This window comes from Corynebacterium sp. Marseille-Q2823 (assembly GCF_903645345.1).
Classification (GTDB): Bacteria; Actinomycetota; Actinomycetes; order Mycobacteriales; family Mycobacteriaceae; genus Corynebacterium; species Corynebacterium hiratae.
Map to the genome: position 1 here is coordinate 236,620 of NZ_CAHJXS010000004.1, position 25,791 is coordinate 262,410.

The following is a 25,791-nucleotide window of genomic DNA, read 5'->3' on the forward strand; positions in this document are numbered from 1 at the left end:
ACAACTTACCTGTTCATTACAGCTCAATGGCATGCAGGGCCACTTCCGGTTGGTTCGTGGCGAGAATATCCACCCCATTGGCCCATGCCCACTTCATGTCCTCGGGTTTATCGATGGTCCACATGTACGTGGGCAGACCATGCGCGCCGATGGCACCAGGTTGGAGCTTGCCGCGCAACAGCGACATACCTAAGCCAGTGGGCTGGGATAACAGGATATCCGGGCGGTTGACGTGGCGCTCCCAATCGCGGCGCAGGTAGATGCGGTCGACGTGCGGGGCGAGTGCTGCCATTCGACGAATGGCCCGGTGGGAAAAGGAAATCATGTGGATCCGGGGGTCGTCGAGAAGCCCTGCGTAGCGCAGCCGCAGCACCATTTGCTCTTCAAGGATGTCGCCCTGCCCCGAGGGATGCTTGGTCTCAATGTAGAGGTGATGCTTCTTGTCACCGAGCATCTCAAGGAGCTCGTCGAGAAGCAGCATGCGCTGGCCGCCGCCAATCTTCAGGCGGCGCAGCTCCTCCCAGGTCAGGCGAGACACTCGGCCCGAGCCGTTCGTGGTGCGGTCCAGGGTGGGATCGTGGTGAACCACCACCTTGCCATCACTGCTCAGGCGGATATCGCACTCGATACCGTGAATGGGAAGCGCGAGCGCTTTCTCAAAGGCAAGAGGGGATAGCTCCGGATATTTCCCGGAGTATCCCCTGTGGGCGACGATCTTCACTAGCCGAAGATTTCTTCCTTGATGGTGTTGAGCGTGTTGAAGGAGTTCTCAAAGCGCTCCTTCTCGTGGTCATCGAGGGCCAGCTCGATAACGCGGTTGACGCCGGAGCGGTCAACGATGGCCGGGGTGCCAATGAAGACATCCTCGTGGCCGTACTCGCCCTGGAGGTAGGCAGAGACCGGCAGCGCAACAGCCTGGTTCTGGATGACCGCGCGGGTGATGCGGGCCAGGGCCATGCCGATGCCGTAGGAGGTGGAGCCCTTAGCGTCGATGATGTGGTAGGCAGCGTCGCGGGTGTCCTCGAAGATCTTCTCGATGCGCTCGTTGTAGCCCGGGTCCTTCTCAGAACGGTGGGACAGGGAGACACCTGCGATGTTGGCGGAGGAGACGACCGGCAGCTCGGAGTCACCGTGCTCACCAATGATGTAGGCGTGGACGGAGGTCGGCGCCACGTCATCCATCTCAGAGAGCATGTAGCGGTAGCGGGCCGAGTCCAGAACGGTGCCGGAGCCGATGACGCGCTGGTGCGGGAAGCCGGAGGCCTTCCACACTGCATAGGTCAGCAGGTCCACCGGGTTGGAGGCGACCAGGAAGATGCCGTCGAAGTCATTCTTCATGACGTCCGCCACGATGGAGTTCATGATGTTGACGTTCTTGTCCACGAGCTGCAGGCGGGTCTCACCAGGCTTCTGCGCAGCACCGGCGCAGATGACGACCATGGAGGCGTCCTTGCAGTCTTCGTAGGTGCCCTTGGTCACGCGGGTGCGGGACGGGGCCCAGACAACGCCGTGGTTGAGATCCATGACGTTGCCTTCGAGCTTCTTTTCGTCGATGTCGATGATGGCCAGGTGGTCAACAGTGCCCTGGTTGACCAGAGCGTAGGCGTAAGCAACTCCAACGTCGCCAGCGCCGATGAGTACTACTTTGTTTCCAACATGATTTCCCATGCCTCCTATTGTGCCCCCAATGTCCGAATTTTGCTCGTTATGCGCCCGAATTCACAGGACCAGTAGTCCGATCTCACATTTTCATGTCCGATTGTGCACGGTTTGAGGCTTCCCTGCGCGCCCGCGCTAAAGCTGGTTCAATGGCCACCATGCGTCAACTCGCACGCCGCGTCGCACTGACAACCGCCCAGAAGGGCCTTCAGGCTGCAATCTTTTCCCTGGAGCTCATCAGCGATCTCACACCCGGCATGCGCATGACCGGCCGGCGGCGCCTGCCGCAAAATATGTGGCCCGGGATCTTCGGCGCGGAGGTAGCAACCTGGGCAGCCGTCTCCCCGTCGCTATTGCCACGCCCGTGGTGGGTCACCGCCGCCAACGTGGCCATCGGCCAAGGTGCGGGACACCTCGCCGCTACCACCGCGGCCTTCGCAGCGAAGCGCGGGCTCCGCCTCGCTGGGCGACGCCCCCAGGACCACGTGGGCCCCACCACCCGGCGCTACTCCTACTACCTGCTTGGGCTCGGAACATTCATCGCGGGCATACGCTCCCTGCGCAACCAATCAGAACAAGCCCGCCTCGTAAGCAAGCTCAATGACCGCGGCCCCCAATCCGCAGCACTGGGCATGGTGGTGGGCACCGCGGGCTACGGCGCCCTGCTCATCGTCGGGGAAGCAGCGCAGATCGCCGTCACCCAGCTTTCCCGCCAGGTGCAGCGCTGGCTGCCCAGGTGGATAGCGTGGCCGCTAGCCGGCGGCGCGGTCGGCTTCGCTGCGGCCGTAGTCAGCGACCGCATGGTGTGGCGCCGGCTGCTCCGCAGGGCCTCCATCCAAGGTCTGGCCCTCAATAAATTGGTGTACCCAGGCTCCGCGATGCCGTGGGAGCCGGAACGCTCGGGAAGCCCCTGGTCCCACGAGCCGTGGACGGCCGTCGGCTCCCAGGGCAGGGCCTTCCTCGACCGCGGCCCACGCGCCCAGGACATCAAAGAGGTCATGCACTTCGAACGCGCCCACGAGCCGATCCGTATTTACATCGGGCTCATCCGCGGCCGTGGTCCGCACGCCGCCGCCCGCCACGCGGTGGCGGAGATGGATCGCACGGGCGCATTCCACCGCGACACCATCGTGCTGCAGATGCCCTCCGGCTCAGGCTGGATCAACAATTATTCGGTCAGCGGCTATGAATTCCTCACGCGCGGAAATTGCGCCACCGTAGCCCTGCAATTTGACTACCTTCCCTCCATGTTTTCCTACCTGGTGGACAAGAACCTCTCCCGTACCTTTGCGCGCGAGCTCATCGCCGCCGTTCATGCCCGCCTCGCACTCTTGCCCGAGGACAACCGCCCCAAGCTGTACTTAAGCGGCGAGTCCTTAGGCTGTTATGCCATCGTGGAAAACTACGAGACGCTCGAGGAACTGCTCGACGCCTGCGATGGTGCGGTGTTCACTGGGCCGCCTCGGATGACCAGCTTCATGCGGCGCCTTCACCGCGAACGCGGTTCCTTGGAACGCCTGCCGCTTATCGACGGCGGCCGGCACCTCCGCTTTGCCGCCGTTCCGGCCCACATGGAACACGATGCCTTCGGCGAACCCTATGGCCCCTGGGAGCGCCCGCGCGTGGCGGTGGGGCAGCACGCCTCCGATGCCATCGTGTGGTGGGACAGCAAGCTCATCTATGCCCGCCCCAACTGGATCCACGAACCGACCCCGCAGACCTTGTACGCAGATACCTTTAAGAACCTGCGCTGGCACCCGTTCATCACCTTCTGGCAGGTAGCACTGGACCAGATCAACTCGCTCAACGTGCCGGGCGGCCACGGCCACAACTACTTTGAGGAAACCTTTTGGTACTGGGATTCCGTCCTCGGATCCCAAACGCGCACCCAGCTCACTCCGGAGCTCGCTGAGCGCATGCGGGACTTTGTGGAGCGCGACCAGCTCAACAAACCTTCCGACTTCCGCACGCACGTGCGCAAGCAGCTCTAGCTGCGCGCCAGTGCGCTCACTGCGCTAGCCACACTTGACGCCGGTGCTGTGATGCGGGCAGTAACCGTTGGGCACCTTGTGTAGGTACTGCTGGTGCTCATCCTCGGCCAGGTAATACTCCCCCGAGTCCGTCTCACCGAGGAGGGTGACCTCGGTGGTGGTGGCGCCGAAGCCGGCGTCGGCAAGCTTGCCCGCGTAGGAATCCACGAGCTGCTGGATCTCTTGGCGCTCCTCGCCGGCCTCTGGATAGAACGCCGAGCGGTACTGCGTACCGACGTCATTGCCCTGTCGGAAGCCCTGGGTCGGATCGTGCGCCTCCAGAGCCTTGACCACTAGGTCGCGCAGGCTCACACGCTGTGGGTCGTAGGTAATCTGCACGGCCTCCGCGTGGTTGGTCAGCCCGCGGCAGACCTCGTAGTACGTCGGGTTAGGAGTGGTGCCACCCGCATAGCCCACGGACGTCGACTCCACACCCTCGGTTTCCCAGAACATCTTCTCCGCGCCCCAGAAACAGCCGATGGCAATGATGAGGGACTTCTGCCCTTCCTTCCACGGACCGGTGATAGGAGTCCCCAGGACCGCATGGGGCTGCGGGTTGTCCAAGACGGGCTCGGATCGCCCGGGAAGGGCGTCCTCCGCTGCCACCAGCTTGGGTTCTGGCTTGAAAAGAAACATGCAGGATTCTCCTTCGCGTAGTGTTGTCCTCCCCTTATACTCCGCTACGCCGCTTGCAATCCAGGTTTTCGTTCACGGCGGTTCCCATTAAAAAATTATTGTGGCCAAATCCTCATCCGCGCCCTACGATGGGGCCTCGTACCCCAAAGAAAGGATGACACAAATGGCTGTTTACGAACTTCCTGAACTCGACTACGCATACGACGCTCTGGAGCCGCACATCTCCGCTGAGATCATGGAGCTGCACCACTCCAAGCACCACGCTGGCTACGTTGCTGGCGCTAACGCTGCGCTCGAGGCGCTGGAGGAGCAGCGCAACGGCGAGGCTAACGCTGACGCTATCCGCGCTCTGTCCAAGAACCTTGCCTTCAACCTGGGTGGCCACACCAACCACTCCATCTTCTGGAAGAACCTCTCGCCGAACGGTGGCGGCGAGCCGACCGGCGAGCTGGCTGAGGCTATTAACCGCGACTTCGGTTCCTTCGAGAAGTTCAAGGCTCACTTCTCCGCTGTTGCGACCGGCCTGCAGGGCTCCGGTTGGGCAGTTCTGGGCTACGACCACGTTGCTGGTCGCCTGATTATTGAGCAGCTCACTGATCAGCAGGGCAACATCTCGGTGAACTTCACCCCGCTGCTGATGCTGGATATGTGGGAGCACGCCTTCTACCTCCAGTACAAGAACGTGAAGGCTGACTACGTCAAGGCTGTCTGGAACGTCTTCAACTGGGATGACGTTGCTGAGCGTTACGCTGCTGCTACCAAGTAAGCACTCTGGCCTCCTTTAAGGCCATATAGTTTCGACCGCGCTGGGTCCTCTTCATTGAGGCTCAGCGCGGTTTCGCGTTGTGACTCCCTCTACAGGCTTTGCGGAGGACCACCCAACCCCGATATCCAGACCACAACTGCCCGATCCGCCAAAGTTATGCGCCGCCATTGCGGCAGATCCGAGAGGGATCTTCGTCATATTGGGCAGTTGGCCTATCCGTTAAGACACTCCGCCGCCTGGGAGCACCAGTGCCAGGCTGCCACACGAGATCTCCAGCCCTGAAGCACTCTGCGCGTTGGCGGCCGCGCTGCCGTTCGATAGCTAGTCGGCGGTGCGTGCCACAACGAAATCCTTGAAGTGCTCCACCGGCGGGGCATCATCGCCCTCGCGCCACACCAAACCCAGCTCGCGGTAGGCCTCTGGTTCTAAGGGAATGAGGTTGCGGGCTTTTAGATACGGGTCATCAAGCGGCAGCAGGGCCGATCCCAGCCCGGCGGCCACGAGGCCGGCCACGGTAGTCAGCTCCATGGATTCGAAGACGAGGCGAGGGCTAAAACCGGCCTCGCCCGCCAGGGAATCGAGAAGCATGCGGGTTCCATAGCCCGGCAGCATGCCGATGAAGGGCTCGTCGCGGAAGTTTTCCATGCGCACCCCGTCTCTTCCCGCGGCCCAATGGCCTTCCGGCACCGCCAGCCCCAGTCGTTGCAGCTTGAGCTGGTGCCAACCCAGCGGTCCTGGGCTTATAGGTCGGGGACCAACCAGCGCTAGGTCGGACTCGCCGGCAGCTACTCTGTCCACCAACTCCCGGGCCGCCCCCTGGTGCAGGCGAATATCCACGTGAGGATGCCTGGCGCGATAAGCCTTGAGTAGCTCCGGGACCATCCACGTACCCAGGGAATGCATGAAATCGAGGCGCACGGTACCGCGCTCCGGATCCATGAGGCGGGAAACGGCGTCGCGCGCGGCGGTCTCCGCCATGAGCATCCGCCGGGCATGCTCCACGAATGCCTGGCCGCGGGCATTGAGCCGCAGGCGCCGGCCGCTGCGCTCGAAGAGGCTGGCCCCCACCTCCGCCTCAATGCGCTGCACGCGGCGGGTTAGCGCGGATTGGGAGAGCCCGAGGGCGTCGGCAGCCGCGCCGACGAGGCCATGGTCGGCCACGGCGACGACGCGCACATCCTCAGCATGCACTCGCTGTTTATGTGCTTTTTAGACATTTACATAACCCGCGCAGGCCTATGCATGCAGACGCGCGCGCCCATTGCCATGCTCTTCGTGGGCTGGCATTTTTTGCCTCTACCCCCGCATGCTGCCCACCTGGTGAGGCATGGCATGTCCCCACGGAGCCGCAGCCTCTCCGCGCCACGGCGCTGTATCTGCGTGATCTGTCCATCTCCGAGCGCATCGGCCGTGGAAAGCTGTTGCTCGTTTCCACCATCGCGGCCACGCTCATCGGCATGCTCGTACCGCTGGCGCCCAATCCGGAGATCCTTATCGCCACCCGCGCGCTCCAGGGCGCTGTCATCGCCGGCGCACCCGCTACCGCCATGGCCTGGATCTCGGAGGAGCTGGAAAGCTCCTACGTTGCCCGTGCCATGGGGTTGTACATCGCCGGCACCACCATCGGTGGGCTGACCGGCCGCCTCATTCCCACCGGGCTGCTCGAGCTCACGTCCTGGCGCTGGGCCCTGGCCGGCTCCAGCTTGGTCACGCTGATTTTGGCTATCATCGCGGCGATCTTGCTGCCCTACCAACAGAACTTCACCCCGAAAGCGATTCACTTCCGCTCGGAGCTGCGCGCCATCTTCCGCCATGCCCGGGATACCCGCCTGATTCCCTTGTTCATCGTGGCCTTCGTGGCGATGGGAACCTTCGTGTCCCTCTATAACTTCTTGGCTTTTCGGCTCATCGACCACTTCCACCTCGCGCCCGGTTTGGCCGGCTTGGTCTTCCTCTTCTACCTCACCGGCACGTGGTCCTCGGCGCGCGCTGGCCGGCTGGTGACCCAAGTGGGCCACGCCAACACGCTTCTACTCTCCTGCGCGCTCTTTGCCGTGGGCATCGCTCTGTGTATGGGTTCGCTACTCCCCACCCTACTGGGCATCGTGTTATTTACCATCGGCTTTTTCGCCGCACACTCCACAGCCTCGGGCTGGGTCGGACACATCGCCACCCACGACCGCGCTGAGGCCTCCAGCCTCTATGTCTTCTTCTACTACCTGGGCAGTTCCCTCCTGGGCGCGCTAGCGGGCGTGCTCTTTGATTTCCTGTCGTGGACCGGCTTCATCGCCGTCTACGCAGCCCTCGCAGCGGGTATCGCGGCGCTGAGTTGGGCCGTGAGAAAAACCGGATAAAATCGTGTTTTATGGATAAGTGGTCACCGCGTACATGGCACCGGAAAGCATCCCGCCCGGTCAGCCTGTGGATGATGGTTTTTCTCCTCGCGGGCGCAATCCATACCTTTATCCCGAACTACCGCTGGGTCCTCATCCACCTCTTCACGCTCGGCATCCTCAGCAACAGCATCGTGGTGTGGTCCCAGCATCTCACCGAGAAGTTCGTGCAGCTCAAGGTTCCGATGTCGGCCCGCCCTCGCCAGCTCGCGCGGATTTATCTGCAGAATGCCGGCGTTATCCTCACCCTCGTGGGCCAAATCCTCAGTGAATATTGGGGCCACCACTGGGTGCTCACACAGATAGGTGCCACACTTGTCGCGCTCGCCGTGGTCTGGCACGGCGTGGCCCTCTTTGCCTTATGGCGCCAAGCGGAATCCAAAAGATTCCGCCCTGTCGTTGCTGCGTACGTAGCCTCTGCCTTCTTTCTTGCCGTTGGTGCCACTCTTGGTGCCTTCCTCGCGACGCACCCCTCCCATCCGCGCCTGCTCATCGCGCACGTGGCCGCCAATATTGGTGGCTTCGTGGGGCTGGCGGCGGCCGGCTCACTCACCATCTTGTTCCCGTCCATCTGGCGCACCAAGGGAATCAATCCGCACATGGGCCTGAGCTTCACGCTGTTGGCGCTGGGCGTGGTGACCACCGTGATCGGCAGCGCGTGGAATGTACCGCAAGCGGGCCTCATCCTCTACTGCGTCGGCTGGGCGCTCAGCCTGCAGAGCTGGTTACTCAATGCCCTTAGCGTGTTCCGGGAACCACGCGGGCGCATCACCTTCCCGGCGCTTTCTGTGCTCTTTTCCTGCTTCTGGCTGCTCGGCGGTCTGGTGTATTACACCACCCAGCATTTCTTCTCCAGCGAGCCACAGATTCCCATGCTCGCGCTCGTCGTAGGGTTTGGCGCCCAACTGCTCATCGGCGTCATGGGCTATATGCTGCCCACCACGATGGGCGGCGGCCCTTCAGCGGTGCGGGCTGGCCTGCGCGAATATAACCGCTGGGGGCTGGGGCGCTCGGTCTTTATCAACGGCGGGCTTGCCCTCTGGCTGGCCACCTCCAGTTCCCTCACCATGGTTGCCGCCTCGCTGCTCTGCCTCGGTTCCATGGCCGTCCTCCCCATCCTCACCGCCCGCGCGGTCAAGGCCCAGAAAGCCGTGCTTCTCAAGAAGGCCGAAGGCCCAGCCCCAACGAGCACTACGGACTGGGACCAGGTGTGGGTGGCGCTTGCGGTGCTCATCATCCTCGGCGGACTCAGCCTCATCCTGTAAATCCCCAGACCTCGATCCCGCAACCTCCTGCGTGGGCAGTGGGGCGTCGGCAAGCGCTTGGCGACGCCCACCTGCAGGTTGCGGGTTTCAGGTCTGGGGACTTGCAAAACGGGAAGGAAGAAGAAGCTAGGGCTCGAGGGGAGGCACGCCCGGCGCGCCGGCGGACATCCACTCGCGGACCACGTGGGTAGCGCGCACATCGCCGGCGTTATAGCGCAGAATCTGCGCACGCACGTCCGTGTCACCGGCAAGCGCAGCGCGGCGGGCATTGACGGATTCTTCGCCGTCAAACTCTTCCGGCCATTCAAAGCCCGCAACGGGTGCCACGGTCTTCAGACCCAACCCCGCGGTGCCGGCGAAACTACGCTTGACGTGGACAAACATATCCACCCACTCCTCCGAGGAGATGAACTCCTCCACTTCCTGGAGGTTGGGGGTAGAAAAACGCTGCGCGGACCTGCGCATCCAATGGTTCTCCCCGTGGGCGGAGTAGCAATACGCCGCAAAGGTCTTTCCCGCCGCATGTGCGTCAGCGCGCACTCCCATGAGCCACTCCCAAAACTCGGCGAAATTCTCTGCTTCCGCCCGGCCGCCGAGCGGCTCCCACGTGGCAAAAGAGTGATACTCACCGTCCAGGAGTGCACCCCACAGGTAGGCGCCTTGATCCAGGTAGGCCTCCATATCGACGTCGACTTCCACATCCGCGCGAGGAACGCTGACCTGCCCGCGGCGCAGCAGGGGAATACCTTCGCGCCAGGCGACGGCGAGGGCGGAGGGGGCGCCGAGGGAGGCGTCGATAAGCCCTTGCACCGTTGTGATACCGCGCTCGCGGTAGGGGTTGGCGCGGTCGCCCGGCAGGAAAAGGGAAATGTCATCGCGGACTTCCAGCTCTTCCCGGCACAAGGGCCAAAAGCGGCAGGAGGCGCACTCCTTGACACGGCGCGGGCCCGCGGGCAGCGGGTGCGCCAGTGCCTCATCGATGGCAAAACGCGAGGTATCCGTGACAAAAGCCTGGCTGCGGTCCTGCCCAATCGCCGCGCCCCTGCCAGAATTCAGCCCCACTTCTTCCAAGCCCCGGGCTGCCAGCGCCAAACGGTAGCCGTCGATGGCGTGATGCCGAATCTTGTACTTGGCCGGCAAGGGCTCGCTCAACCCCAAGCGGTGGGTCGGCACGACGAGCGCGCGCGAGGCCTCATGCCGGCGCGCCACGCGGTGATCGGAAACGATAACGGGGCTGTACATATCGCCGTCCCGAACGAGGAGCTCCACGCGCACCATCCACTCTTCGGTGGAAAAGACGGCGTTGGTGATGTGCGTATACCCACGAGCTAGGGCCTCGAGCGTGGCCAGGGCCCGCTCGAAGTCGCTACCCTCCAGGTCAATGCGGCGAAAACGGCCCGGCCCCTTGGCGGGAAGGCGGCTCAAGGCGGCATCGATGGCCGCGGCATGGCGTTCCGCACGGGCCTGACTTACCGCGGTACGTGGGATCTCGGGATGCGCGCGGCGCTGCACCAAGCGATAACGGCAGCCCACAAGATCCGTGGCGACGAGCACATCCTTCACAGCAGGTGAGCTTAGTAGACCACCTTGCTAGAGTTGTAGCGAGACCCTAAGGAAAAATAATTTAAGGACGTTTCAATGGGCATTATGAAGAAGATCCGCAAGGCCCGCCGTGAGGCCCGTGCTGAGGTTAAGGCCGCCAAGACCCGTGTAAAGGCAGAGGTCAAGGCCGCTGATAAGGCCAAGCACCGTCAGCAAAAGCTGTTGGCTAAGCAGGAGAAGGCGCTTATCAAGTCCGAGGAAAAGGGCCTGAAGAACCGCCGCAAGCACGAATACAAAATGGCCAAGAAGGAACTCGAGCGCATTAAGGAAGGCCGTTTAAATAAGAACAATGTCAAGCGTTATGCCGGCGCCCTGCGCACCGCCGCACCTCTTCTTTTGCCCCTGATTTACCGCGGCATCACCGTTGCCCAGCGCGAGGTTGAGAAGAAGCGCGCGCACAAGGCTGGCGTCAGCGCTGAGCAGCTGGCCTCCTTCTCCGGCCACGGCGCACCGCTAAAGGCGCGCACCGCCGGCATCCGCAACTCCCTGAAGGACGCCCAGCTGCCCGCCGGCTTTAAGCGCGACGTCAAGGAGCGGCTCAACGAGCTCGATTCCGCAATCGACAATGCGGAATACATGACTGAGCAGCAGCGCCAGCGCGCACACCGCTCCATCTCCGGCGAGATTGATTCTCTCAACGACGAGATCCAGTCCAAGCTGGGCGCATAACCCTTCGCACCACAGCTTCCAGCCTTCGATCCCCACATTCCCCGCCTCCTAACAAGGGCGGGAAAGCGGATCGGAGGCTTTTTCTTTCGGGTTTAAAATCAGCCTTTGTTACCGGCCAGAATATTGCTTCTCCTAGCGCCCCTTAACTGTGTCGCAGACGTGGTTTTGCTCTATAGTCAATAACAAGAGAAGGTTCTTTTAATGACTTTCTCTTTAATCCGTTAAGTTACTTAAAGTTTAGGCTTCCGCTCTTGTGGTGAACGATGAGGGAAGCCCAAGCACAGCGCGATCAGATTACAGATCGAATGGAGAATCATGGCACGCCGCGAAATCACCCAGTTTTTTGACGACATTGATAACAAGCCCCTCAGCGAGGAAGAACTGATTGTCATCCGCTTCAGCGTTGACGGTAAAGACTATCTCCTCGATGTTTCCCAGGAGAATGCCGATAAGTTCCACGCCGCAATGGAACCTTTTGTCAAGGCCGCCCGTCACCCGGTGAAGAAGGACACCCGCCGCTACAAGCCGGCCGATGTCCGCGCCTGGGCCGCCCAGCACGGCTACCAGGTGGCCGAGCGCGGCAAGATCCCCAACGACGTCATCCTGGCCTACCGCGACGCCAACAACCTCTAAAGAACGCCCTGCTCGCGGGCGGCCGCCACGGCCGACGTGCGCGAGCGCACTCCTAATTTGTCGTAGATGTGGACGAGGTGGGACTTCACCGTCGCCTCCGAAAGCATCAGCTCCACACCGATCTCCCTGTTGGAGGATCCCGCCGCGACTAGCTTCAGTACTTCCAGCTCGCGCGGGGTAAGGGAGGTGCGCGGCGTGCGCACGCGGGTCATCAGCTTATCGGCCACTACCGGCGAAAGCGCCGAATCACCGTCGGCCGCCGAGCGCACCGCCGCGAGCAGCTCGACCGGCGGCGCATCCTTCAGCAAGTAGCCTACCGCTCCGGCCTCAATCGCCCCGAGAATGTCCGCGTCAGTGTCGTAATTGGTCACCACGAGCACCTTGGGCGGGTTCTCCATGGAGTAGCGGATGGCGGCAGTCGCCTCCGCGCCGCCCATGACGCGGGTGCCTTCAATACCCGCTCCAAACCGCAGATCCATGAGGAGGACGTCAATGCCACCTGCCTGCGCTGCGGAGACGGCGGCTTCGGCGGTCGCTACCTCACCCACCACCTCGATATCCTCAGCCCCCTCGAGCACCGAGCGTAGACCTAGGCGTACGATCTCGTGGTCGTCGGCAAGCAAGACCCTAATCACGGGCTTCCTCCTCATTGGTACGGTGTGGACAAATTCCTAATCTACATCGTTATGTAAGGGCACACTAACTGAGACCGCCGTGCCGCTTCCTGGCGTGGATTCAATCACGACCTCTCCACCAAGTTCCTCGGCACGTCTGCGCATCGCCGATAGACCAATATGCCCCAACCCCGCCGGCTTATTCTCCACTGCCTCGACATCAAAGCCGTCTCCATTGTCCACCACGTCCACGCGCACCTCATCCGGCGCATAGGTCACCGTCACCCGTGCCTTGCTGGCGTGGGCATGCTTGACGACGTTCCCCATCGCCCCCTGCGCAATCCGCAACAGTGCTGCTTCCACCTTCATGGGAAGTTGCTGGACATCGCCCTCAACGTCCACGGAAACATCAACCCCACCGGTTGCCGCGAAGTTATCCGCCATCCTGGTCATAGCTGACTCCAGGGAGGTTTCTGATAACGCCGCCGGCTGTAGTGCTGCGATCATGGCACGCGCCTCGTGGAGGTTATCCGCCGCGGTGCGCCGGGCGAGCTCAATGCGCTCCTGCGCCTTAGGGATATTCTCCTGGGCCAGGTCGCGGTCAGCGGCGTGCAGAAGCATCTGGATGGAGGACAAACCTTGAGCCAGGGTGTCGTGGATTTCGTGGGCGATGCGCTGGCGCTCGGCTGTCATACCGGCCGTGCGCTCGGACTCCACAAGTTGCGAACGGGTTTTCACCAACTCTTGGTTCATACGGCTCAGCGCCCGGAAGGCATAGGTGATAGCGATCGTCACCAGGGCCGATACCGCTGGGCCCATAACGCCGCCGAAGGACAGCCCGCCCGGTACCTGCACCAGCACGGTCATCACCGTGGCCGCGATAACGCAGACGACGCCGGGGATCATCTCCAGCACGTAGAGGTACACAAAGTACAGGGAAAACACCAGGTAGATGGCCGCGGGCGCCACCGCCAAGTCAGCGAGCCACAGCACCGTGAGGATGACTATCCAGCCATAACGTGCGATGCGCGGCAGCGTCTCCAAGTAGGCTGAGCCCCCGAAGTACACCACGGCGAAAGAAACCAAGAGCAGCAGGTTGAGCACGCCCTGCCACAGAGGTAGGCGCACCGTGGTAAAAATCGCCACCACCAGCAGCGTCGCCGTCAGGACGTGGATACCGTTGCGCAGGGCATCCGATTCAACCGAGCGCTGGTCTAGTGTGGACGTCATGCGCCACAGCCTACTTCCCCCGCTTGCCGCCTGCCTGATCGGCATCGGCTTCGCCGCCGCGGGGTGCTCGGATGCAGACGATCCCACCCCCAGCACCCCGGCCGCAAGCCCTGCGACACCCACCGACGCAGGCGATGGCCTGCCCATCGACGCCACGGCGGAGGTCAGCGACTGGGAAGACTGCCCCTATCTGGATACCCAATGGGTGGCCGATACGAACGGGCAGAGGATGACCCGGTGGGGCGTCGACAAGCGCTTTGGCACCCCCGCCTGCGTGTTCTGGTCCTACCCCGAGGACCCACAAGCCACCGTCCTCATCCGCCAGATGCCCAGCGTGGAGGAAGCGCGCGCGGTCGTGGACTGGGCCGCCCCTGTCGAGGACACGGAGCTTGCCGAATTCGATGGCTGGTCGGGCGGGCGCGGCGTCTTTGAGGATCACTCGGTCTTCGCCGTGCAGAAGGACAACCACGCCGTGGTGGTGTGGTCGAACCAGCTGCAAACGCTCAAGCCCCAGCTCATAGCGCAGGAAGCGATCAACCGTTTAGGCCTAAGCATTTAATGGTCTAAACGGCGACGTCGTTATAGGGCATCTGCGCTGCTACCCAGGGGAACACAACCTCCATGAGCAGGAAGAAGACCCCCACGGCAAGGGCCAGCGCCAGCACGGCCTTTACCGCGGTAGGGCCAGGCAACAAGTTCCACAGCGCGCGATACATTAGTTCTCCTCCAAGACGGCGGGGCGGGTGTTGTCATCTGAGCCGGGCTTCTTAGCCTCCCGGTCGGTCTCCATGGCGTGCACGATCATGCGTTCCGCATTGGAGAACTGCGGATGGCACGTCGTGAGTGTAAGCAAGGATTCGCTGGGCTCAACGCCCTCCGTTCCGGGAACAGGTTGGAGCACGCTCACATCACCCGGCAGCGTGATGTGGCGGCCTTGAATGGGCTGGTACTCCGGCTTGGCTTGCTGCTCTGGGCTGAAGCACTCCCCCGGGGAACCGTCGATAGGCAGCACGCGGTAGGTGATCCACTCCGTCGCAGTTTCGATGACGATGGCGTCGCAGGTGTGCAGGTTACCCAAGTCATTAAAGGGCGCGCCCTTGCCCACGCGGTGTCCGGCCACCGCAAAGTTGCCCGGCTCACCGGGCATCTGCGTGTCGGTGTAGCGCCCCGGTCCGCGCAGCAAATCATCCTCGTTGGTGCCTTCGAGGACCGCGAAGGCGAAGTCCGAGCCGAAGGCAGGGATATAGAGGCGTGCAAATGCCTCACCGAGCTGCGGGGCATGGCCAGCGCCGCGCGGATTGTGCCACTCCTCCTGTAGCGTCTCGTTGGCTTCGTCCTGTAGCTTGCCGGAGGCGATGTTGGTCCAGTAGGACTCGTAAAAAGCAAAGAGCAGCAGCAGCACGCCGGCCGTCAGCATCAGCTCACCGATGACGGAGCCGACGGTCGTTCGCGTGCGTGCGGTGGGGTGGGGCATACTCACTACCCTAGCCTCCCTGTAACGTGTAAGTGCCCCACCACCCTGCAGAAAGAGGAGTAGGCGATGATCGAAATTTTCATGTATCCGGTCTCCGGAATCATGAAACTCTGGCACCTCCTGTTAGGTGCTTTCTTCTCCGGCTCCATGTCATGGATCCTCACCATCGTCTTCCTCGTGCTGACGGTCCGCGGGCTCATCGCACCGCTGAACTGGCTTTCCGTGAAGCAAGGCCGCATCGGAGCCCTCATGCGCCCAGAGATGACCGAGCTCAACGCGCAGCTCGCTCGGGCCGACACCGTCGATGAGGCCGTCGCCGTCCTTACGCCGCAGCGCGATCTCAAGAAGCGCTTTCAGCACAATCCATTAGTGGGTTGCTTCCCAGCCTTCCTCATCATTCCCGCCTTTATTGGCCTCTACCAGGTGGTGCTCCGGGTTTCTGGCTCCACGCATGAGCCGGTGGGAATGCTCACGCTTGACGACGTCTCCTCTTTCCGCGCCTCCACCGTCTTCGGCGTTCCCCTCACCGATTTCGCCCGCGAGCACCGTGATTTGGTCCTGCCCATGCTCATCGCGGCACTCGTGTTTACCTCCCTCAACACGCTCATTACGCTCTACCGCGGCTACCTCACCACGCTTTTCGACGAAAAGATCCCTCGCCGCTTGCTGTGGTTTATGGCCCTCATGGTGGTTCTTATCCCGTGGATGTTGTGGATGGTGGCCTGGCACGGCCCCATCCCCGTGACCATCATCTTCTACTGGGGTTGTTCCTACCTCTTCACCCTGCTACAGACGGGCGTGTACGAAATCATTCTGCGCAAGCGCTACCCGCTGCCGGAGGCCGTCCACGAGCAGCGCCGCGCTAGCATCCAGCGCTGGCGCACCAAGGAGAAGAAGCGGGAAAAGAAAGCGGCCAAGCAGCGGCTCAAAGAGGAGCCGGGGCACAAGGAAGAGCTCGCCGCTAACCGCAAGCGCCACTCGGAGATCGTGGCGGAGGCACGAAAGATTGTTAAATCGAATAGTCGGCAGGAGGGGCCGACAGAAGCCGAATAGCCAGCTGCTTGGCTGTTACGAGCGGGACGACGTCGCGGGTAAGGCGTGCGCCGGCAAGCCCGCCATCAAGGAAGATGAGAATTTCGCTCGCCTGCTCCTCTGAGGGGTAGCCATTCTTGGTGTTGAGGAGTGCTGTGACCGTGGAGTGCATCCACGTGCGGTGCTCGACGCAGGCGGCCACGATGCCGCGCTCGGCATCAGTTTCTGGCCGCGGATACTCGCCCGCAGCGTTGAGGAAGTGCGAGCCCCGGAATTCCATGGAGGGCTGCTCCTCGATGGCCTTGTCGAAGAAGGCCAGGATCTTGCTTTCCGGGTCTGTCGCGTCCTCGGTGCGCTTTTGCCAATCGGCGCGATACTCCTCATCGAGGGCCTCAACGTACGCGATAACGAGGGCGTCCTTAGAGCCGAAGAGGGAGTACAGCGATGCCTTAGCGACGTCCGCCTCACGCAGGATGCGGTCGATGCCGATCACGCGGATTCCTTCGGTGGTAAAGAGCCGCGTGGCGGATTCGAGCAGTCGGCTGCGCGGACTCGGACGATTGCGTCGCGACTTCTTTTCGGCCATTTCTTCTCCTCACATGACAAAACCGGTTCATCTACACAATATAGACAAACCGGTATGTATGCGAATTATTATTTCTTGCGGCCCGTAATGGCTCCCACAATCCACAGCAGGATACAGGCGCCGACCGTTGCCGTAATAATCATAAGGAACCAGCTATCACCAACACTCTTATTAAAGAGCGCAAGCAAGCCGCCACCAATCAGGCCACCGATAACACCAACAATGAGGTTAGTGAACAGCCCCTGATCGCGCTTCATAATCTTCTCAGCGAGCCAGCCCGCAATGATGCCAACAACAATCGAACCAAAGAAACCGAGACCAAGTCCCATGTCACTCTCTCCTTCTAATAACAGTAAATAGCTTTTATTTACGTGCTCCCCACCGTACGCGTTAAAACACCAAAACGACCCGGGCCCACCATATATCCAATAAATGGGCCCGAATCGTTATTACGGGGTTATGCGAAGGTTACTCGGAGTCCGGACGAACCACCATCATCGGGCACGGAGCGGACTGCAGTAGCGCGCGGGAGGTGGAGCCAAGCAGCATGCCCTTGAAGCCACCACGGCCGTGGGAACCCACGACGAGAAGCTGGGCGCCCTCAGAAGCATCTGCCAGCGCACGGACCGGACGGTCGCGGGCAATAACCTTCTTGACCTGTACCTCCGGGTACTTTTCTTGGAACTCAGCTAGGCGCTCGGTCAGCAGCTCTGCCTGCTCCTTCTCCACCTCAGCCCACTCGGCCTGCGCAGCGGAGAGGCCGGCCAGAGAAGCCTGCACCTGCATATCCATCCAGGTGTGAACGGCAATGAGCTCCGCGCCGCGGGCATCGGCTTCCTTGAAGGCGTAATCGGTTGCCTTCTGGGAAACCTCGGAACCATCGACGCCGATGACAACCGGACCGTACTTGGTGGACTCAGTGACGTGGTTATCCTCACGGACTACGACCACCGGGCAGGAGGCGTGGGAAACCACGGAGGCAGAAACCGAACCCATGACCATTCCGGAAAGACCGCCCATACCGCGGGAGCCCATGACAATCATGGTGACGTCCTTGGACATCTCCAACAGCATGTCGATCGGGGAACCTTCAGCCACGGTGTGGCCAATCTTCAGATCCGGGGCAACCTTGTGGGCCTCGGCGCGGGCATCCTCGATCTTCTCTAGGGTTTCCGCCTGGAGGTCATCAAAAAGCTCCTTCGGCGGAACCATGCCTTCGGCGTAGAGGAACTGCGGCATCGTATAGCTCGATGCAATACGCAGCGGGATACCCCGCTTTACCGCGGTATTAGCAGCCCAGCGGACGGCGTTCTTCGACGCTTCCGAACCATCAACGGCTACGACGACAATGTCTTCCTTTGCCATGACCTTTCCTTTCGAAGTGCTTACACTTCCAGTCTAATACCTATTACTAGACCTGTGGGGCGGTAGCAGCGTCCGCGTTCGCAGGGAAGAGGATGTTGTAGGCGGCCACGACAATGTCACGAATGACGGCACCGATACCATTAGAGAAGAAATCGATGACGGGTGCGAGAATAGAGTTAAAATCCATGGGTCAAAGAATATCGCAAAAAAGGCGTGGCGCAACACCACTTCCTATCCGTGATGGGCTAAACCCCACCCACGCCCGCGTGCCTGAAGGTCCGATTACCGCGTGGAACTTCATTCACCACCTCATCGTCACTCAGCGCCACCGTCACCCCGACGACAACGAGGCCGCGCTACAGGCCCGCTTCGACGCAGACGAAGTTGTGCGCCAAGATGGTTCCCCTCTTCGCCCTGATAGTATTCTCGCCACCAACGCAGTGGTGTACTTCTACCGCATGCCGGCTCCCGAAACTCCCGTCCCATACGACATACCAATCCTCTTTGAGGACGAGCACCTCCTGGTCGTCGACAAACCGCCCTTTATGGCCACCATGCCCCGCGCCCGGCACATCACAGAGACTGCAACCGTTCGCCTGCGCCGGATGACGGGAAACAACGAGCTATCTCCCGCGCACCGTCTCGACCGGCTTACCTCCGGCATCCTCGTCTTTACGAAGGACCGCTCCGTCCGGGGCGCCTACCAAACGTTGTTTGCCGAGCGCCGCGTAAACAAGACCTACGAGGCCATCGCGCCGCTTGCCGACGTCTCCCCAGGCACCATTTGGCGCTCCCGTATGGAGAAGACCCCGGGGGAGCTGCAAGGCCGCATCGTCGAGGGGGAAGTCAATGCCATCACCGAGGTCGCCGGCGTGGAGCCGGTAGATAAGGCCCCCTACGAGTCCATCCACGGTTCACTACCAGAGCTCGCGAAGTACACCTTGAAGCCGCAGACCGGAAAGACGCATCAACTCCGATTGCACATGCTTCAGGCTGGCATACCCATTATTGGGGACCCCATCTACCCCGTCATCTACCCGGCAGAAGCCGAAGACATGCGAATTCCCATGCACTTGACGGCGACGCACATTTCTTTTACCGACCCCGTAACCGGCTATACCCGTGAGTTTCACTCGCAATTACCCCTACATACCCATAATCTTCTTCGCCCGTAGTTTTGGCTCCAAACCCCATGACGGCTGAGCCAGGCAATACTGCTGCCAAAGAATGGGGACGGAATTAGAACGGTACCAAACCATTGCCATTGACATCTTGGTCCGATAGCCTAGGACACCCCTATACTTCCCTATCCGAAAGGAACTGACACGATGAAGAAGCCCCTAGCTATCATCGGTGCCGCTGCACTTATGCTCACGGCAAGCCCCACAGCGACCGCTGAGGACGGGCTAGTGAACAACGCTCGACAAGGATCGTCCACCGATCTCAATGAACTCGTCGTCGACTCCCCCTTCTACGACATTATCGCTATTCCAGTCACGCTCTCATCGATCGCCCTTTCGTTCCTGGGCGTCCCTCAGTGCGGTTTGCATGACACCCGCGGTTGCGAGAAGGGCTAAGTACCACCGTCACCAAAGACAGCGCCTTTTCCTGTTTCCTGTAGAGTTAGCCTTCGGCCCGCATTTGCTGCGGCTGGGGGCTATTTTTGATGTTCTATGTTCTTTACGAGGCAAGCCCATAACTTGGACGGATGTGCCTATGTCCACGGGTGCTGTAGCCGGCAAATGGTCTGGCGATGAGTGTGCTTAGCCGACAAAGCTGTGTTGCTTGTTTGGGCGGCGGCGGATTCTTTGTGCTTGGGATAATTAGCGCGTATGACCCGTGCTCGGATCCCTTGCGGTCTATAAGCGCGGACGTGGATGTGCAGCACGCAGGTCTGTGGTTGCGGGTCTGCGCTTGTAGGCTGTGTGCGAAAACGATGATGAAGCCCGTCACCGTTGAGTGGTTGCTCAACGGTGGCGGGCTTGGTGTATTGAGTTATGGTTTGTTGTTTGGTGTCGGCGGTTTCTTACTCTCCCACAACCTCCCGGTTGCAGTACCATCAGCGTTAGCAGGCTTAGCTTCCGGGTTCGGAATGGGACCGGGCGTTTCCCTGCTGCTATAGGCCACCGACAAACACACGGGGCAAATTCTGGTTGCTGGTGTTGTGTCAGATACTGTGTAGTGGACGCAAGCGACAGTGTGATTAATTAACTGTTGTGTTTGTTGTCAACACACTCCACAAAGGGGGTGTGTGTGTTTGTTTTGGTCTATTAGTACCAGTAGCCTCCACACTTTACAGTGCTTCCAGGTCTGGCCTATCAACCCCGGCGTCTTTGGGGGACCTTAAATGAAACCTCATCTTAAAACAGGCTTCCCGCTTAGATGCTTTCAGCGGTTATCCCTTCCGTACGTAGCCAACCAGCCATGCTCCTGGCGGAACAACTGGCACACTAGAGGTACGTCCGTCCCGGTCCTCTCGTACTAGGGACAGCCTTCTTCAAGTTTCAACGCGCGCGGCGGATAGAGACCGAACTGTCTCACGACGTTCTGAACCCAGCTCGCGTGCCGCTTTAATGGGCGAACAGCCCAACCCTTGGGACCTACTCCAGCCCCAGGATGCGACGAGCCGACATCGAGGTGCCAAACCATCCCGTCGATATGGACTCTTGGGGAAGATCAGCCTGTTATCCCCGGGGTACCTTTTATCCGTTGAGCGACACCACATCCACAAGTAGGTGCCGGATCACTAGTCCCGACTTTCGTCCCTGTTCGACATGTCTGTCTCACAGTCAAGCTCCCTTGTGCACTTACACTCACCACCTGATTGCCAACCAGGCTGAGGGAACCTTTGGGCGCCTCCGTTACATTTTGGGAGGCAACCGCCCCAGTTAAACTACCCACCAGGCACTGTCCCCAACCCAGATCATGGGCCAAGGTTAGACATCCAATCCGATCAGAGTGGTATTTCAACAACGACTCCACAACCACTAGCGTGGCCGCTTCATAGTCTCCCACCTATCCTACACAAACCGAACCGAACACCAATACCAAGCTATAGTGAAGGTCCCGGGGTCTTTTCGTCCTGCCGCGCGTAACGAGCATCTTTACTCGTAGTGCAATTTCACCGGGCCTGTGGTTGAGACAGCAGAGAAGTCGTTACGCCATTCGTGCAGGTCGGAACTTACCCGACAAGGAATTTCGCTACCTTAGGATGGTTATAGTTACCACCGCCGTTTACTGGGGCTTAAATTCTCAGCTTCGCCACCAAAGGTGACTAACCGGTCCTCTTAACCTTCCAGCACCGGGCAGGCGTCAGTCCATATACATCAACTTAACGTCTTCGCATGGACCTGTGTTTTTGATAAACAGTCGCTTCCCTCTATTCTCTGCGACCCCACAACCCACCACACTCGCAAGGAGTGTTTAAGTCGTGTGGTTCCCCTTCTCCCGAAGTTACGGGGGCATTTTGCCGAGTTCCTTAACCACAGTTCACCCGAACGCCTTAGTATTTTCAACCTGACCACCTGTGTCGGTTTAGGGTACGGGCCATACATCCACATCGCTAGAGGCTTTTCTCGACAGTACTAGATCACCAACTTCACCCCAACAAGGGCTACGCATCACGCCTCAGGCTTACACGGTGTGCGGATTTGCCTACACACCACCTCACACGCTTACACCAACAATCCACTAAGCGGCATGGCTACTACACTGTGTCACCCCATCACTTGAACCACACATCAGGCCCCACGACATCAACAAACCACACACTCAAAGAGTGCACAATTCGTATCCGCGGTGGTTAGTATCAGTGCTTTATCATGGGCGCGGATATACGGGTACCAGAATATCAACTGGTTGTCCATCGACTACGCCTGTCGGCCTCGCCTTAGGTCCCGACTCACCCTGGGAAGACGAACTTGACCCAGGAACCCTTAGTCATCCGGCGGGAAGGATTCTCACCTTCCAATTCGTTACTCATGCCTGCATTCTCACTCGCACACACTCCACGCCTCCTTACGGTAACGCTTCAACACATGCACGACGCTCCCCTACCCAAACAAAAAGTTTGCCGCGGCTTCGGCGGTGTGCTTGAGCCCCACTACATTGTCGGCGCAGGACCACTCGACCAGTGAGCTATTACGCACTCTTTCAAGGATGGCTGCTTCTAAGCCAACCTCCTGGCTGTCTTCGCGATCCCACATCCTTTTCCACTTAGCACACCCTTAGGGGCCTTAACCGGCGATCTGGGCTGTTTCCCTCTCGACTATGAAGCTTATCCCCCACAGTCTCACTGCCGCACAACACAATTGATGGCATTCGGAGTTTGGCTGACATTGCTAAGATTGTAGTCCCGCTCAACCAACCAGTAGCTCTACCTCCACCAAGCTAATGCGACGCTGCACCTAAATGCATTTCGGGGAGAACCAGCTATCACGGAGTTTGATTGGCCTTTCACCCCTACCCACAACTCATCCCCGCAGTTTTCAACCTACGTGGGTTCGCGCCTCCACAGCATCTTACTACTGCTTCACACTGGCCATGGGTAGATCACCCCGCTTCGGGTCCAGGACATGCCACTAAAACACCCCATTAGGATTCGGTTTCCCTACGGCTACCCCACACGGGTTAACCTCGCGACATGCCGCTGACTCGCAGGCTCATTCTTCAAAAGGCACGCCATCACACAATAAAAAGTGCTCTGACGGATTGTAAGCACATGGTTTCAGGAACTATTTCACTCCCCTCCCGGGGTACTTTTCACCATTCCCTCACGGTACTAATACACTATCGGTCACACTGAGTATTTAGGCTTACCGGGTGGTCCCGGCAGATTCACAGCAGATTCCACGAGCCCGCTGCTACTCGGGCAACCCAACAACCCATGTGCTGAAGCCTTCAACTACGGGACTATCACCCTCTACGGTAGGCGTTTCCACACCACTTCACCTAACAACAACACACAAGCAAACCAGTGGTAGCTGATTTACATTGGGGCCCACAACACCGCACACACAACCCCTACCAAGTATCACATGCACACGGTTTAGCCTCATCCACGTTCGTTCGCCACTACTAGCAGAATCATATTTTATTTTCTTCTCCTACGGGTACTGAGATGTTTCACTTCCCCGCGTAAACCCCCACAACAGCTATGAATTCACTGAAGGGTAACACCCCATAACAGGTGCCAGGTTTCCCCATTCGGACATCCTCGGATCAACGCTTTATTGACAACTCCCCGAGGCTTAACGCAGCCTTACACGTCCTTCATCGGCTCAGCATGCCAAGGCATCCACCATGCGCCCTAAATAACGAACACACAACCAACACAACAAACTGTGCTGGTGTGAACACACAAAACACAAAAAGAACAAAGAAATCACACAAACCACACACATTGCCACCACACAAAAAGTGACAGTAACAAGCACATGGTTTAATGCTCGCGTCCACTATACAGTTCTCACACAACACCCCACACAACTTAAACAACCACACCACAAAAGGTTAAGCAGCCATTGAAACTCGTGCGGGTTACAACCAGGGAACAATGCCCCAGACACCCAACAATGCACCAAGTACTCTTCAACGCGTTAGCTAATCCATCATCCCAGTTAAGATGTATCTCCACCCGATTATTATGCGGTGGCAGTAAAACGTTTGTTCACTCAACCACCAGCCACACAACAAAAGTGCGGCTAAAAGACACCAACTGGTGCCAAAAAATATGCTCCTTAGAAAGGAGGTGATCCACCCGCACCTTCCGGTACGGGTACCTTGTTACGACTTCGTCCCAATCGCCGATCCCACCTTCGACAGCTCCCTAACAAGTTTAGGCCACTGGCTTCGGGTGTTACCAACTTTCATGACGTGACGGGCGGGGTGTACAAGGCCCGGGAACGTATTCACCGCAGCGTTGCTGATCTGCGATTACTAGCGACTCCGACTTCATGGGGTCGAGTTGCAGACCCCAATCCGAACTAAGGCCGGCTTTCAGCGATTCGCTCCACCTCACAGTGTCGCTGCGCGTTGTACCGACCATTGTAGCATGTGTGAAGCCCTGGACATAAGGGGCATGATGATTTGACGTCATCCCCACCTTCCTCCGAGTTACCCCCGACAGTCTCTCATGAGGCCCCAGCCATATGCCGGCAACATAAGGCAAGGGTTGCGCTCGTAGCGGGACTTAACCCAACACCTCACGAAACGAGCTGACGACAACCATGCACCACCTGTACACCTCCCACAAGGGACACTACATCTCTGCAGCAATCTAGTGGAGGTCAAGCCCAGGTAAGGTTCTTCGCGTTGCATCGAATTAATCCACATGCTCCGCCGCTTGTGCGGGCCCCCGTCAATTCCTTTGAGTTTTAGCCTTGCGGCCGTACTCCCCAGGCGGGGCGCTTAATGCGTTAGCTACGGCACAGAAGACGTGGAAGCCCCCTACACCTAGCGCCCACCGTTTACGGCATGGACTACCAGGGTATCTAATCCTGTTTGCTACCCATGCTTTCGCTCCTCAGCGTCAGTAACTGCCCAGAGACCTGCCTTCGCCATCGGTGTTCCTCCTGATATCTGCGCATTTCACCGCTACACCAGGAATTCCAGTCTCCCCTACAGCACTCAAGTTATGCCCGTATCGCCTGCACGCCCGACGTTAAGCCCCGGAATTTCACAGACGACGCGACAAACCACCTACGAGCTCTTTACGCCCAGTAATTCCGGACAACGCTCGCACCCTACGTATTACAGCCGCTGCTGGCACGTAGGAAGCCGGTGCTTCTTATACAGGTACCGTCACAACAAGCTTCGGCCCTGTCGAAAGGAGTTTACAACCCGAAGGCCGTCATCCCCCACGCGGCGTCGCTGCATCAGGCTTCCGCCCATTGTGCAATATTCCCCACTGCTGCCTCCCGTAGGAGTCTGGGCCGTATCTCAGTCCCAATGTGGCCGTACACCCTCTCAGGCCGGCTACCCGTCGACGCCTTGGTAGGCCATTACCCCACCAACAAGCTGATAGGCCGCGAGCTCATCTTGCACCGAAAAAACTTTCCAACCACCACACTAAAGACGGTTCATATCCGGTATTAGACCCAGTTTCCCAAGCTTATCCCAGAGTGCAAGGCAGATCACCCACGTGTTACTCACCCGTTCGCCACTCGAGTACCAGTGCAAGCACTGGCCTTTCCGTTCGACTTGCATGTGTTAAGCACGCCGCCAGCGTTCGTCCTGAGCCAGGATCAAACTCTCCACAAAAAAGGCCGTGAAAAGCCCAAACCTAACAAACAGACAAACCACACCGCATGATGCGCACACATCACGCACACACCACACGGACTGGCTATCCAAAAATTACATAAAGAAAAAATCCAACCAACCCCCAACCCGACGGGGCAAAAAGGAGGCTGGCCCAGTTAGAAGATTTCAACCATATGCCCAAACAACTTAATATTATTTACAATGACGCCGCTTGAAAGAAAAGCGCCATCCGGCATACACCAACCGCGATACGCATACGACGTATCACAGCCAAAATGATAAAAATCAACCAACAAAAAAGTACATTGGCACACTATTGAGTTCTCAGACATCGTCACCACACAGTCATACGGCCCGCCTTGAGCGAAACGCAGTACTGCGAGTAAAGAAAATATTTGTTGTCAGGGCCTGTTTTCCTACCGCCACTCTCCAAGAACCTCAGTTCCTGTGGGGCGCTGTCGGTCGCGCTGACTCATATAAAGTTACACACGGCCTTGATAAAACACAAATATGCACTTCAATGAAGGTTTTTACCCCTTCTTGAAGTGCACTAAAACAACCTTTTAACGCAGAC

The 25,791-nt window shown here is 59.4% G+C and carries 24 protein-coding genes and 3 rRNA genes; 11 read left to right on the forward strand and 16 right to left on the reverse strand.

Features of this window, described 5'->3' with window-relative positions; all coding sequences use genetic code 11:
- Nucleotides 1-16: 16 nt before the first annotated feature.
- Nucleotides 17-721, reverse strand: a complete 705-nt coding sequence (locus tag HWX44_RS06610; protein WP_175973842.1) for a glycerophosphodiester phosphodiesterase family protein — start codon at nucleotides 719-721, stop codon at nucleotides 17-19.
- Nucleotides 721-1,668, reverse strand: coding sequence for an L-lactate dehydrogenase (locus tag HWX44_RS06615; RefSeq protein ID WP_046647625.1), 948 nt, complete (start codon nucleotides 1,666-1,668; stop codon nucleotides 721-723). The genes HWX44_RS06610 and HWX44_RS06615 overlap by 1 nt, the downstream gene beginning before the upstream one ends.
- A gap of 140 nt (nucleotides 1,669-1,808) precedes the next feature.
- Between HWX44_RS06615 and HWX44_RS06620 the strand changes: the two genes are divergently transcribed.
- Nucleotides 1,809-3,650, forward strand: a complete 1,842-nt coding sequence (locus HWX44_RS06620) for an alpha/beta-hydrolase family protein (RefSeq protein WP_175973844.1) — start codon at nucleotides 1,809-1,811, stop codon at nucleotides 3,648-3,650.
- Nucleotides 3,651-3,674: 24 nt separating this feature from the next.
- Here the strand turns inward: HWX44_RS06620 and msrA are convergent, their stop codons facing one another.
- The gene (gene msrA / locus HWX44_RS06625; protein WP_046647627.1) at nucleotides 3,675-4,325 is read right to left on the reverse strand and encodes a peptide-methionine (S)-S-oxide reductase MsrA; all 651 of its coding nucleotides are present in this window, start codon (nucleotides 4,323-4,325) and stop codon (nucleotides 3,675-3,677) included.
- Nucleotides 4,326-4,488: 163 nt separating this feature from the next.
- On the opposite strand from msrA, the gene HWX44_RS06630 reads away from it, so the two are divergent.
- Entirely contained in the window at nucleotides 4,489-5,091 is a 603-nt protein-coding gene (locus tag HWX44_RS06630; RefSeq protein ID WP_046647628.1) for a superoxide dismutase, read from the forward strand.
- Between the two features lie 321 nt (nucleotides 5,092-5,412).
- On the opposite strand, the gene HWX44_RS06635 is transcribed toward HWX44_RS06630, so the two are convergent.
- Nucleotides 5,413-6,282, reverse strand: coding sequence for a LysR family transcriptional regulator (locus HWX44_RS06635; RefSeq protein ID WP_175973846.1), 870 nt, complete (start codon nucleotides 6,280-6,282; stop codon nucleotides 5,413-5,415).
- Between the two features lie 47 nt (nucleotides 6,283-6,329).
- Between HWX44_RS06635 and HWX44_RS06640 the strand changes: the two genes are divergently transcribed.
- Both HWX44_RS06640 and HWX44_RS06645 read left to right on the forward strand, forming a co-directional pair.
- Nucleotides 6,330-7,445: an MFS transporter gene (locus tag HWX44_RS06640; RefSeq protein ID WP_254868130.1), complete on the forward strand. Its 1,116-nt coding sequence runs from the start codon at nucleotides 6,330-6,332 to the stop codon at nucleotides 7,443-7,445.
- 11 nt (nucleotides 7,446-7,456) lie between these two features.
- The gene (locus HWX44_RS06645; RefSeq protein ID WP_049156873.1) at nucleotides 7,457-8,749 is read left to right on the forward strand and encodes a hypothetical protein; all 1,293 of its coding nucleotides are present in this window, start codon (nucleotides 7,457-7,459) and stop codon (nucleotides 8,747-8,749) included.
- Between the two features lie 126 nt (nucleotides 8,750-8,875).
- On the opposite strand, the gene HWX44_RS06650 is transcribed toward HWX44_RS06645, so the two are convergent.
- Complete coding sequence (locus HWX44_RS06650) at nucleotides 8,876-10,312, reverse strand: TM0106 family RecB-like putative nuclease (RefSeq protein WP_175973849.1); 1,437 nt, start codon at nucleotides 10,310-10,312, stop codon at nucleotides 8,876-8,878.
- 75 nt (nucleotides 10,313-10,387) lie between these two features.
- Between HWX44_RS06650 and HWX44_RS06655 the strand changes: the two genes are divergently transcribed.
- Together HWX44_RS06655 and HWX44_RS06660 are read left to right on the forward strand one after the other, a co-directional pair.
- Nucleotides 10,388-11,020 carry a DUF6474 family protein gene (locus HWX44_RS06655; protein ID WP_046647636.1) on the forward strand — a complete coding sequence of 211 codons (633 nt, stop codon included), beginning with the start codon at nucleotides 10,388-10,390 and terminating at the stop codon, nucleotides 11,018-11,020.
- Between the two features lie 315 nt (nucleotides 11,021-11,335).
- The gene (locus tag HWX44_RS06660) at nucleotides 11,336-11,653 is read left to right on the forward strand and encodes a histone-like nucleoid-structuring protein Lsr2 (protein WP_070517764.1); all 318 of its coding nucleotides are present in this window, start codon (nucleotides 11,336-11,338) and stop codon (nucleotides 11,651-11,653) included.
- Here the strand turns inward: HWX44_RS06660 and HWX44_RS06665 are convergent.
- Together HWX44_RS06665 and HWX44_RS06670 are read right to left on the reverse strand one after the other, a co-directional pair.
- Nucleotides 11,650-12,288, reverse strand: a complete 639-nt coding sequence (locus tag HWX44_RS06665) for a LuxR C-terminal-related transcriptional regulator (protein WP_046647640.1) — start codon at nucleotides 12,286-12,288, stop codon at nucleotides 11,650-11,652. The genes HWX44_RS06660 and HWX44_RS06665 overlap by 4 nt on opposite strands.
- 36 nt (nucleotides 12,289-12,324) lie before the next feature.
- Nucleotides 12,325-13,497 carry a sensor histidine kinase gene (locus HWX44_RS06670; RefSeq protein ID WP_175973850.1) on the reverse strand — a complete coding sequence of 391 codons (1,173 nt, stop codon included), beginning with the start codon at nucleotides 13,495-13,497 and terminating at the stop codon, nucleotides 12,325-12,327.
- Here HWX44_RS06670 and HWX44_RS06675 point away from each other — a divergent pair.
- Nucleotides 13,496-14,056, forward strand: coding sequence for a DUF2020 domain-containing protein (locus HWX44_RS06675; protein ID WP_046647686.1), 561 nt, complete (start codon nucleotides 13,496-13,498; stop codon nucleotides 14,054-14,056). The genes HWX44_RS06670 and HWX44_RS06675 overlap by 2 nt on opposite strands.
- A gap of 4 nt (nucleotides 14,057-14,060) precedes the next feature.
- Here the strand turns inward: HWX44_RS06675 and HWX44_RS06680 are convergent, their stop codons facing one another.
- A complete protein-coding gene (locus HWX44_RS06680) occupies nucleotides 14,061-14,213 on the reverse strand; it encodes a hypothetical protein (protein ID WP_168166775.1) in 153 nt (50 codons plus the stop codon).
- Entirely contained in the window at nucleotides 14,213-14,971 is a 759-nt protein-coding gene (locus HWX44_RS06685) for a class E sortase (RefSeq protein WP_175973853.1), read from the reverse strand. The genes HWX44_RS06680 and HWX44_RS06685 overlap by 1 nt, the downstream gene beginning before the upstream one ends.
- Nucleotides 14,972-15,037: 66 nt before the next feature.
- On the opposite strand from HWX44_RS06685, the gene yidC reads away from it, so the two are divergent.
- Nucleotides 15,038-16,024 (forward strand): membrane protein insertase YidC, encoded by a 987-nt coding sequence (yidC, locus tag HWX44_RS06690; RefSeq protein ID WP_175973855.1) that lies wholly within the window; start codon nucleotides 15,038-15,040, stop codon nucleotides 16,022-16,024.
- Here the strand turns inward: yidC and HWX44_RS06695 are convergent.
- From HWX44_RS06695 to HWX44_RS06710, 4 genes are all read right to left on the reverse strand, one after another.
- A complete protein-coding gene (locus HWX44_RS06695) occupies nucleotides 15,981-16,589 on the reverse strand; it encodes a TetR/AcrR family transcriptional regulator (protein ID WP_175973857.1) in 609 nt (202 codons plus the stop codon). The two genes, yidC and HWX44_RS06695, sit on opposite strands and share 44 nt — an antisense overlap.
- Before the next feature lie 68 nt (nucleotides 16,590-16,657).
- Nucleotides 16,658-16,918, reverse strand: a complete 261-nt coding sequence (locus HWX44_RS06700) for a GlsB/YeaQ/YmgE family stress response membrane protein (RefSeq protein WP_010188457.1) — start codon at nucleotides 16,916-16,918, stop codon at nucleotides 16,658-16,660.
- Between the two features lie 139 nt (nucleotides 16,919-17,057).
- Nucleotides 17,058-17,954, reverse strand: a complete 897-nt coding sequence (locus HWX44_RS06705; protein WP_175973859.1) for a universal stress protein — start codon at nucleotides 17,952-17,954, stop codon at nucleotides 17,058-17,060.
- A gap of 46 nt (nucleotides 17,955-18,000) precedes the next feature.
- On the reverse strand, nucleotides 18,001-18,141 hold the full coding sequence (locus HWX44_RS06710) for a hypothetical protein (RefSeq protein WP_175973861.1): 141 nt from the start codon (nucleotides 18,139-18,141) through the stop codon (nucleotides 18,001-18,003).
- On the opposite strand from HWX44_RS06710, the gene HWX44_RS06715 reads away from it, so the two are divergent.
- On the forward strand, nucleotides 18,077-19,129 hold the full coding sequence (locus HWX44_RS06715) for a pseudouridine synthase (protein ID WP_175973863.1): 1,053 nt from the start codon (nucleotides 18,077-18,079) through the stop codon (nucleotides 19,127-19,129). The genes HWX44_RS06710 and HWX44_RS06715 overlap by 65 nt on opposite strands.
- 153 nt (nucleotides 19,130-19,282) lie before the next feature.
- Nucleotides 19,283-19,531, forward strand: a complete 249-nt coding sequence (locus HWX44_RS06720; RefSeq protein WP_070517770.1) for a hypothetical protein — start codon at nucleotides 19,283-19,285, stop codon at nucleotides 19,529-19,531.
- Between the two features lie 436 nt (nucleotides 19,532-19,967).
- Here the strand turns inward: HWX44_RS06720 and rrf are convergent.
- The 3 genes from rrf to HWX44_RS06735 form a co-directional block, all read right to left on the reverse strand.
- Nucleotides 19,968-20,085: ribosomal RNA gene (rrf, locus tag HWX44_RS06725) — 5S ribosomal RNA — on the reverse strand.
- Between the two features lie 120 nt (nucleotides 20,086-20,205).
- Nucleotides 20,206-23,277 (reverse strand): 23S ribosomal RNA (locus HWX44_RS06730).
- Between the two features lie 419 nt (nucleotides 23,278-23,696).
- Nucleotides 23,697-25,214 (reverse strand): 16S ribosomal RNA (locus tag HWX44_RS06735).
- Together the 16S, 23S and 5S rRNA genes form the textbook arrangement of a ribosomal RNA operon.
- A gap of 214 nt (nucleotides 25,215-25,428) precedes the next feature.
- On the opposite strand from HWX44_RS06735, the gene HWX44_RS06740 reads away from it, so the two are divergent.
- Nucleotides 25,429-25,761, forward strand: a complete 333-nt coding sequence (locus HWX44_RS06740) for a hypothetical protein (protein ID WP_175973865.1) — start codon at nucleotides 25,429-25,431, stop codon at nucleotides 25,759-25,761.
- Nucleotides 25,762-25,791: the final 30 nt, after the last annotated feature.

Coding starts and splice junctions, on each gene's coding strand:
- HWX44_RS06630 (WP_046647628.1), top strand. CDS start 4,489: ATGGCTGTTTACGAACTTCCTGAACTCGACTACGCATACGACGCTCTG.
- yidC (WP_175973855.1), top strand. CDS start 15,038: ATGATCGAAATTTTCATGTATCCGGTCTCCGGAATCATGAAACTCTGG.
- HWX44_RS06705 (WP_175973859.1), bottom strand. CDS start 17,954: ATGGCAAAGGAAGACATTGTCGTCGTAGCCGTTGATGGTTCGGAAGCG.
- HWX44_RS06615 (WP_046647625.1), bottom strand. CDS start 1,668: ATGGGAAATCATGTTGGAAACAAAGTAGTACTCATCGGCGCTGGCGAC.
- HWX44_RS06720 (WP_070517770.1), top strand. CDS start 19,283: ATGAAGAAGCCCCTAGCTATCATCGGTGCCGCTGCACTTATGCTCACG.
- HWX44_RS06670 (WP_175973850.1), bottom strand. CDS start 13,497: ATGACGTCCACACTAGACCAGCGCTCGGTTGAATCGGATGCCCTGCGC.
- msrA (WP_046647627.1), bottom strand. CDS start 4,325: ATGTTTCTTTTCAAGCCAGAACCCAAGCTGGTGGCAGCGGAGGACGCC.
- HWX44_RS06715 (WP_175973863.1), top strand. CDS start 18,077: ATGACGGCACCGATACCATTAGAGAAGAAATCGATGACGGGTGCGAGA.
- HWX44_RS06685 (WP_175973853.1), bottom strand. CDS start 14,971: ATGCCCCACCCCACCGCACGCACGCGAACGACCGTCGGCTCCGTCATC.
- HWX44_RS06660 (WP_070517764.1), top strand. CDS start 11,336: ATGGCACGCCGCGAAATCACCCAGTTTTTTGACGACATTGATAACAAG.
- HWX44_RS06695 (WP_175973857.1), bottom strand. CDS start 16,589: ATGGCCGAAAAGAAGTCGCGACGCAATCGTCCGAGTCCGCGCAGCCGA.
- HWX44_RS06700 (WP_010188457.1), bottom strand. CDS start 16,918: ATGGGACTTGGTCTCGGTTTCTTTGGTTCGATTGTTGTTGGCATCATT.
- HWX44_RS06645 (WP_049156873.1), top strand. CDS start 7,457: ATGGATAAGTGGTCACCGCGTACATGGCACCGGAAAGCATCCCGCCCG.
- HWX44_RS06675 (WP_046647686.1), top strand. CDS start 13,496: ATGCGCCACAGCCTACTTCCCCCGCTTGCCGCCTGCCTGATCGGCATC.
- HWX44_RS06680 (WP_168166775.1), bottom strand. CDS start 14,213: ATGTATCGCGCGCTGTGGAACTTGTTGCCTGGCCCTACCGCGGTAAAG.
- HWX44_RS06655 (WP_046647636.1), top strand. CDS start 10,388: ATGGGCATTATGAAGAAGATCCGCAAGGCCCGCCGTGAGGCCCGTGCT.
- HWX44_RS06640 (WP_254868130.1), top strand. CDS start 6,330: ATGCATGCAGACGCGCGCGCCCATTGCCATGCTCTTCGTGGGCTGGCA.
- HWX44_RS06620 (WP_175973844.1), top strand. CDS start 1,809: ATGGCCACCATGCGTCAACTCGCACGCCGCGTCGCACTGACAACCGCC.
- HWX44_RS06710 (WP_175973861.1), bottom strand. CDS start 18,141: ATGGATTTTAACTCTATTCTCGCACCCGTCATCGATTTCTTCTCTAAT.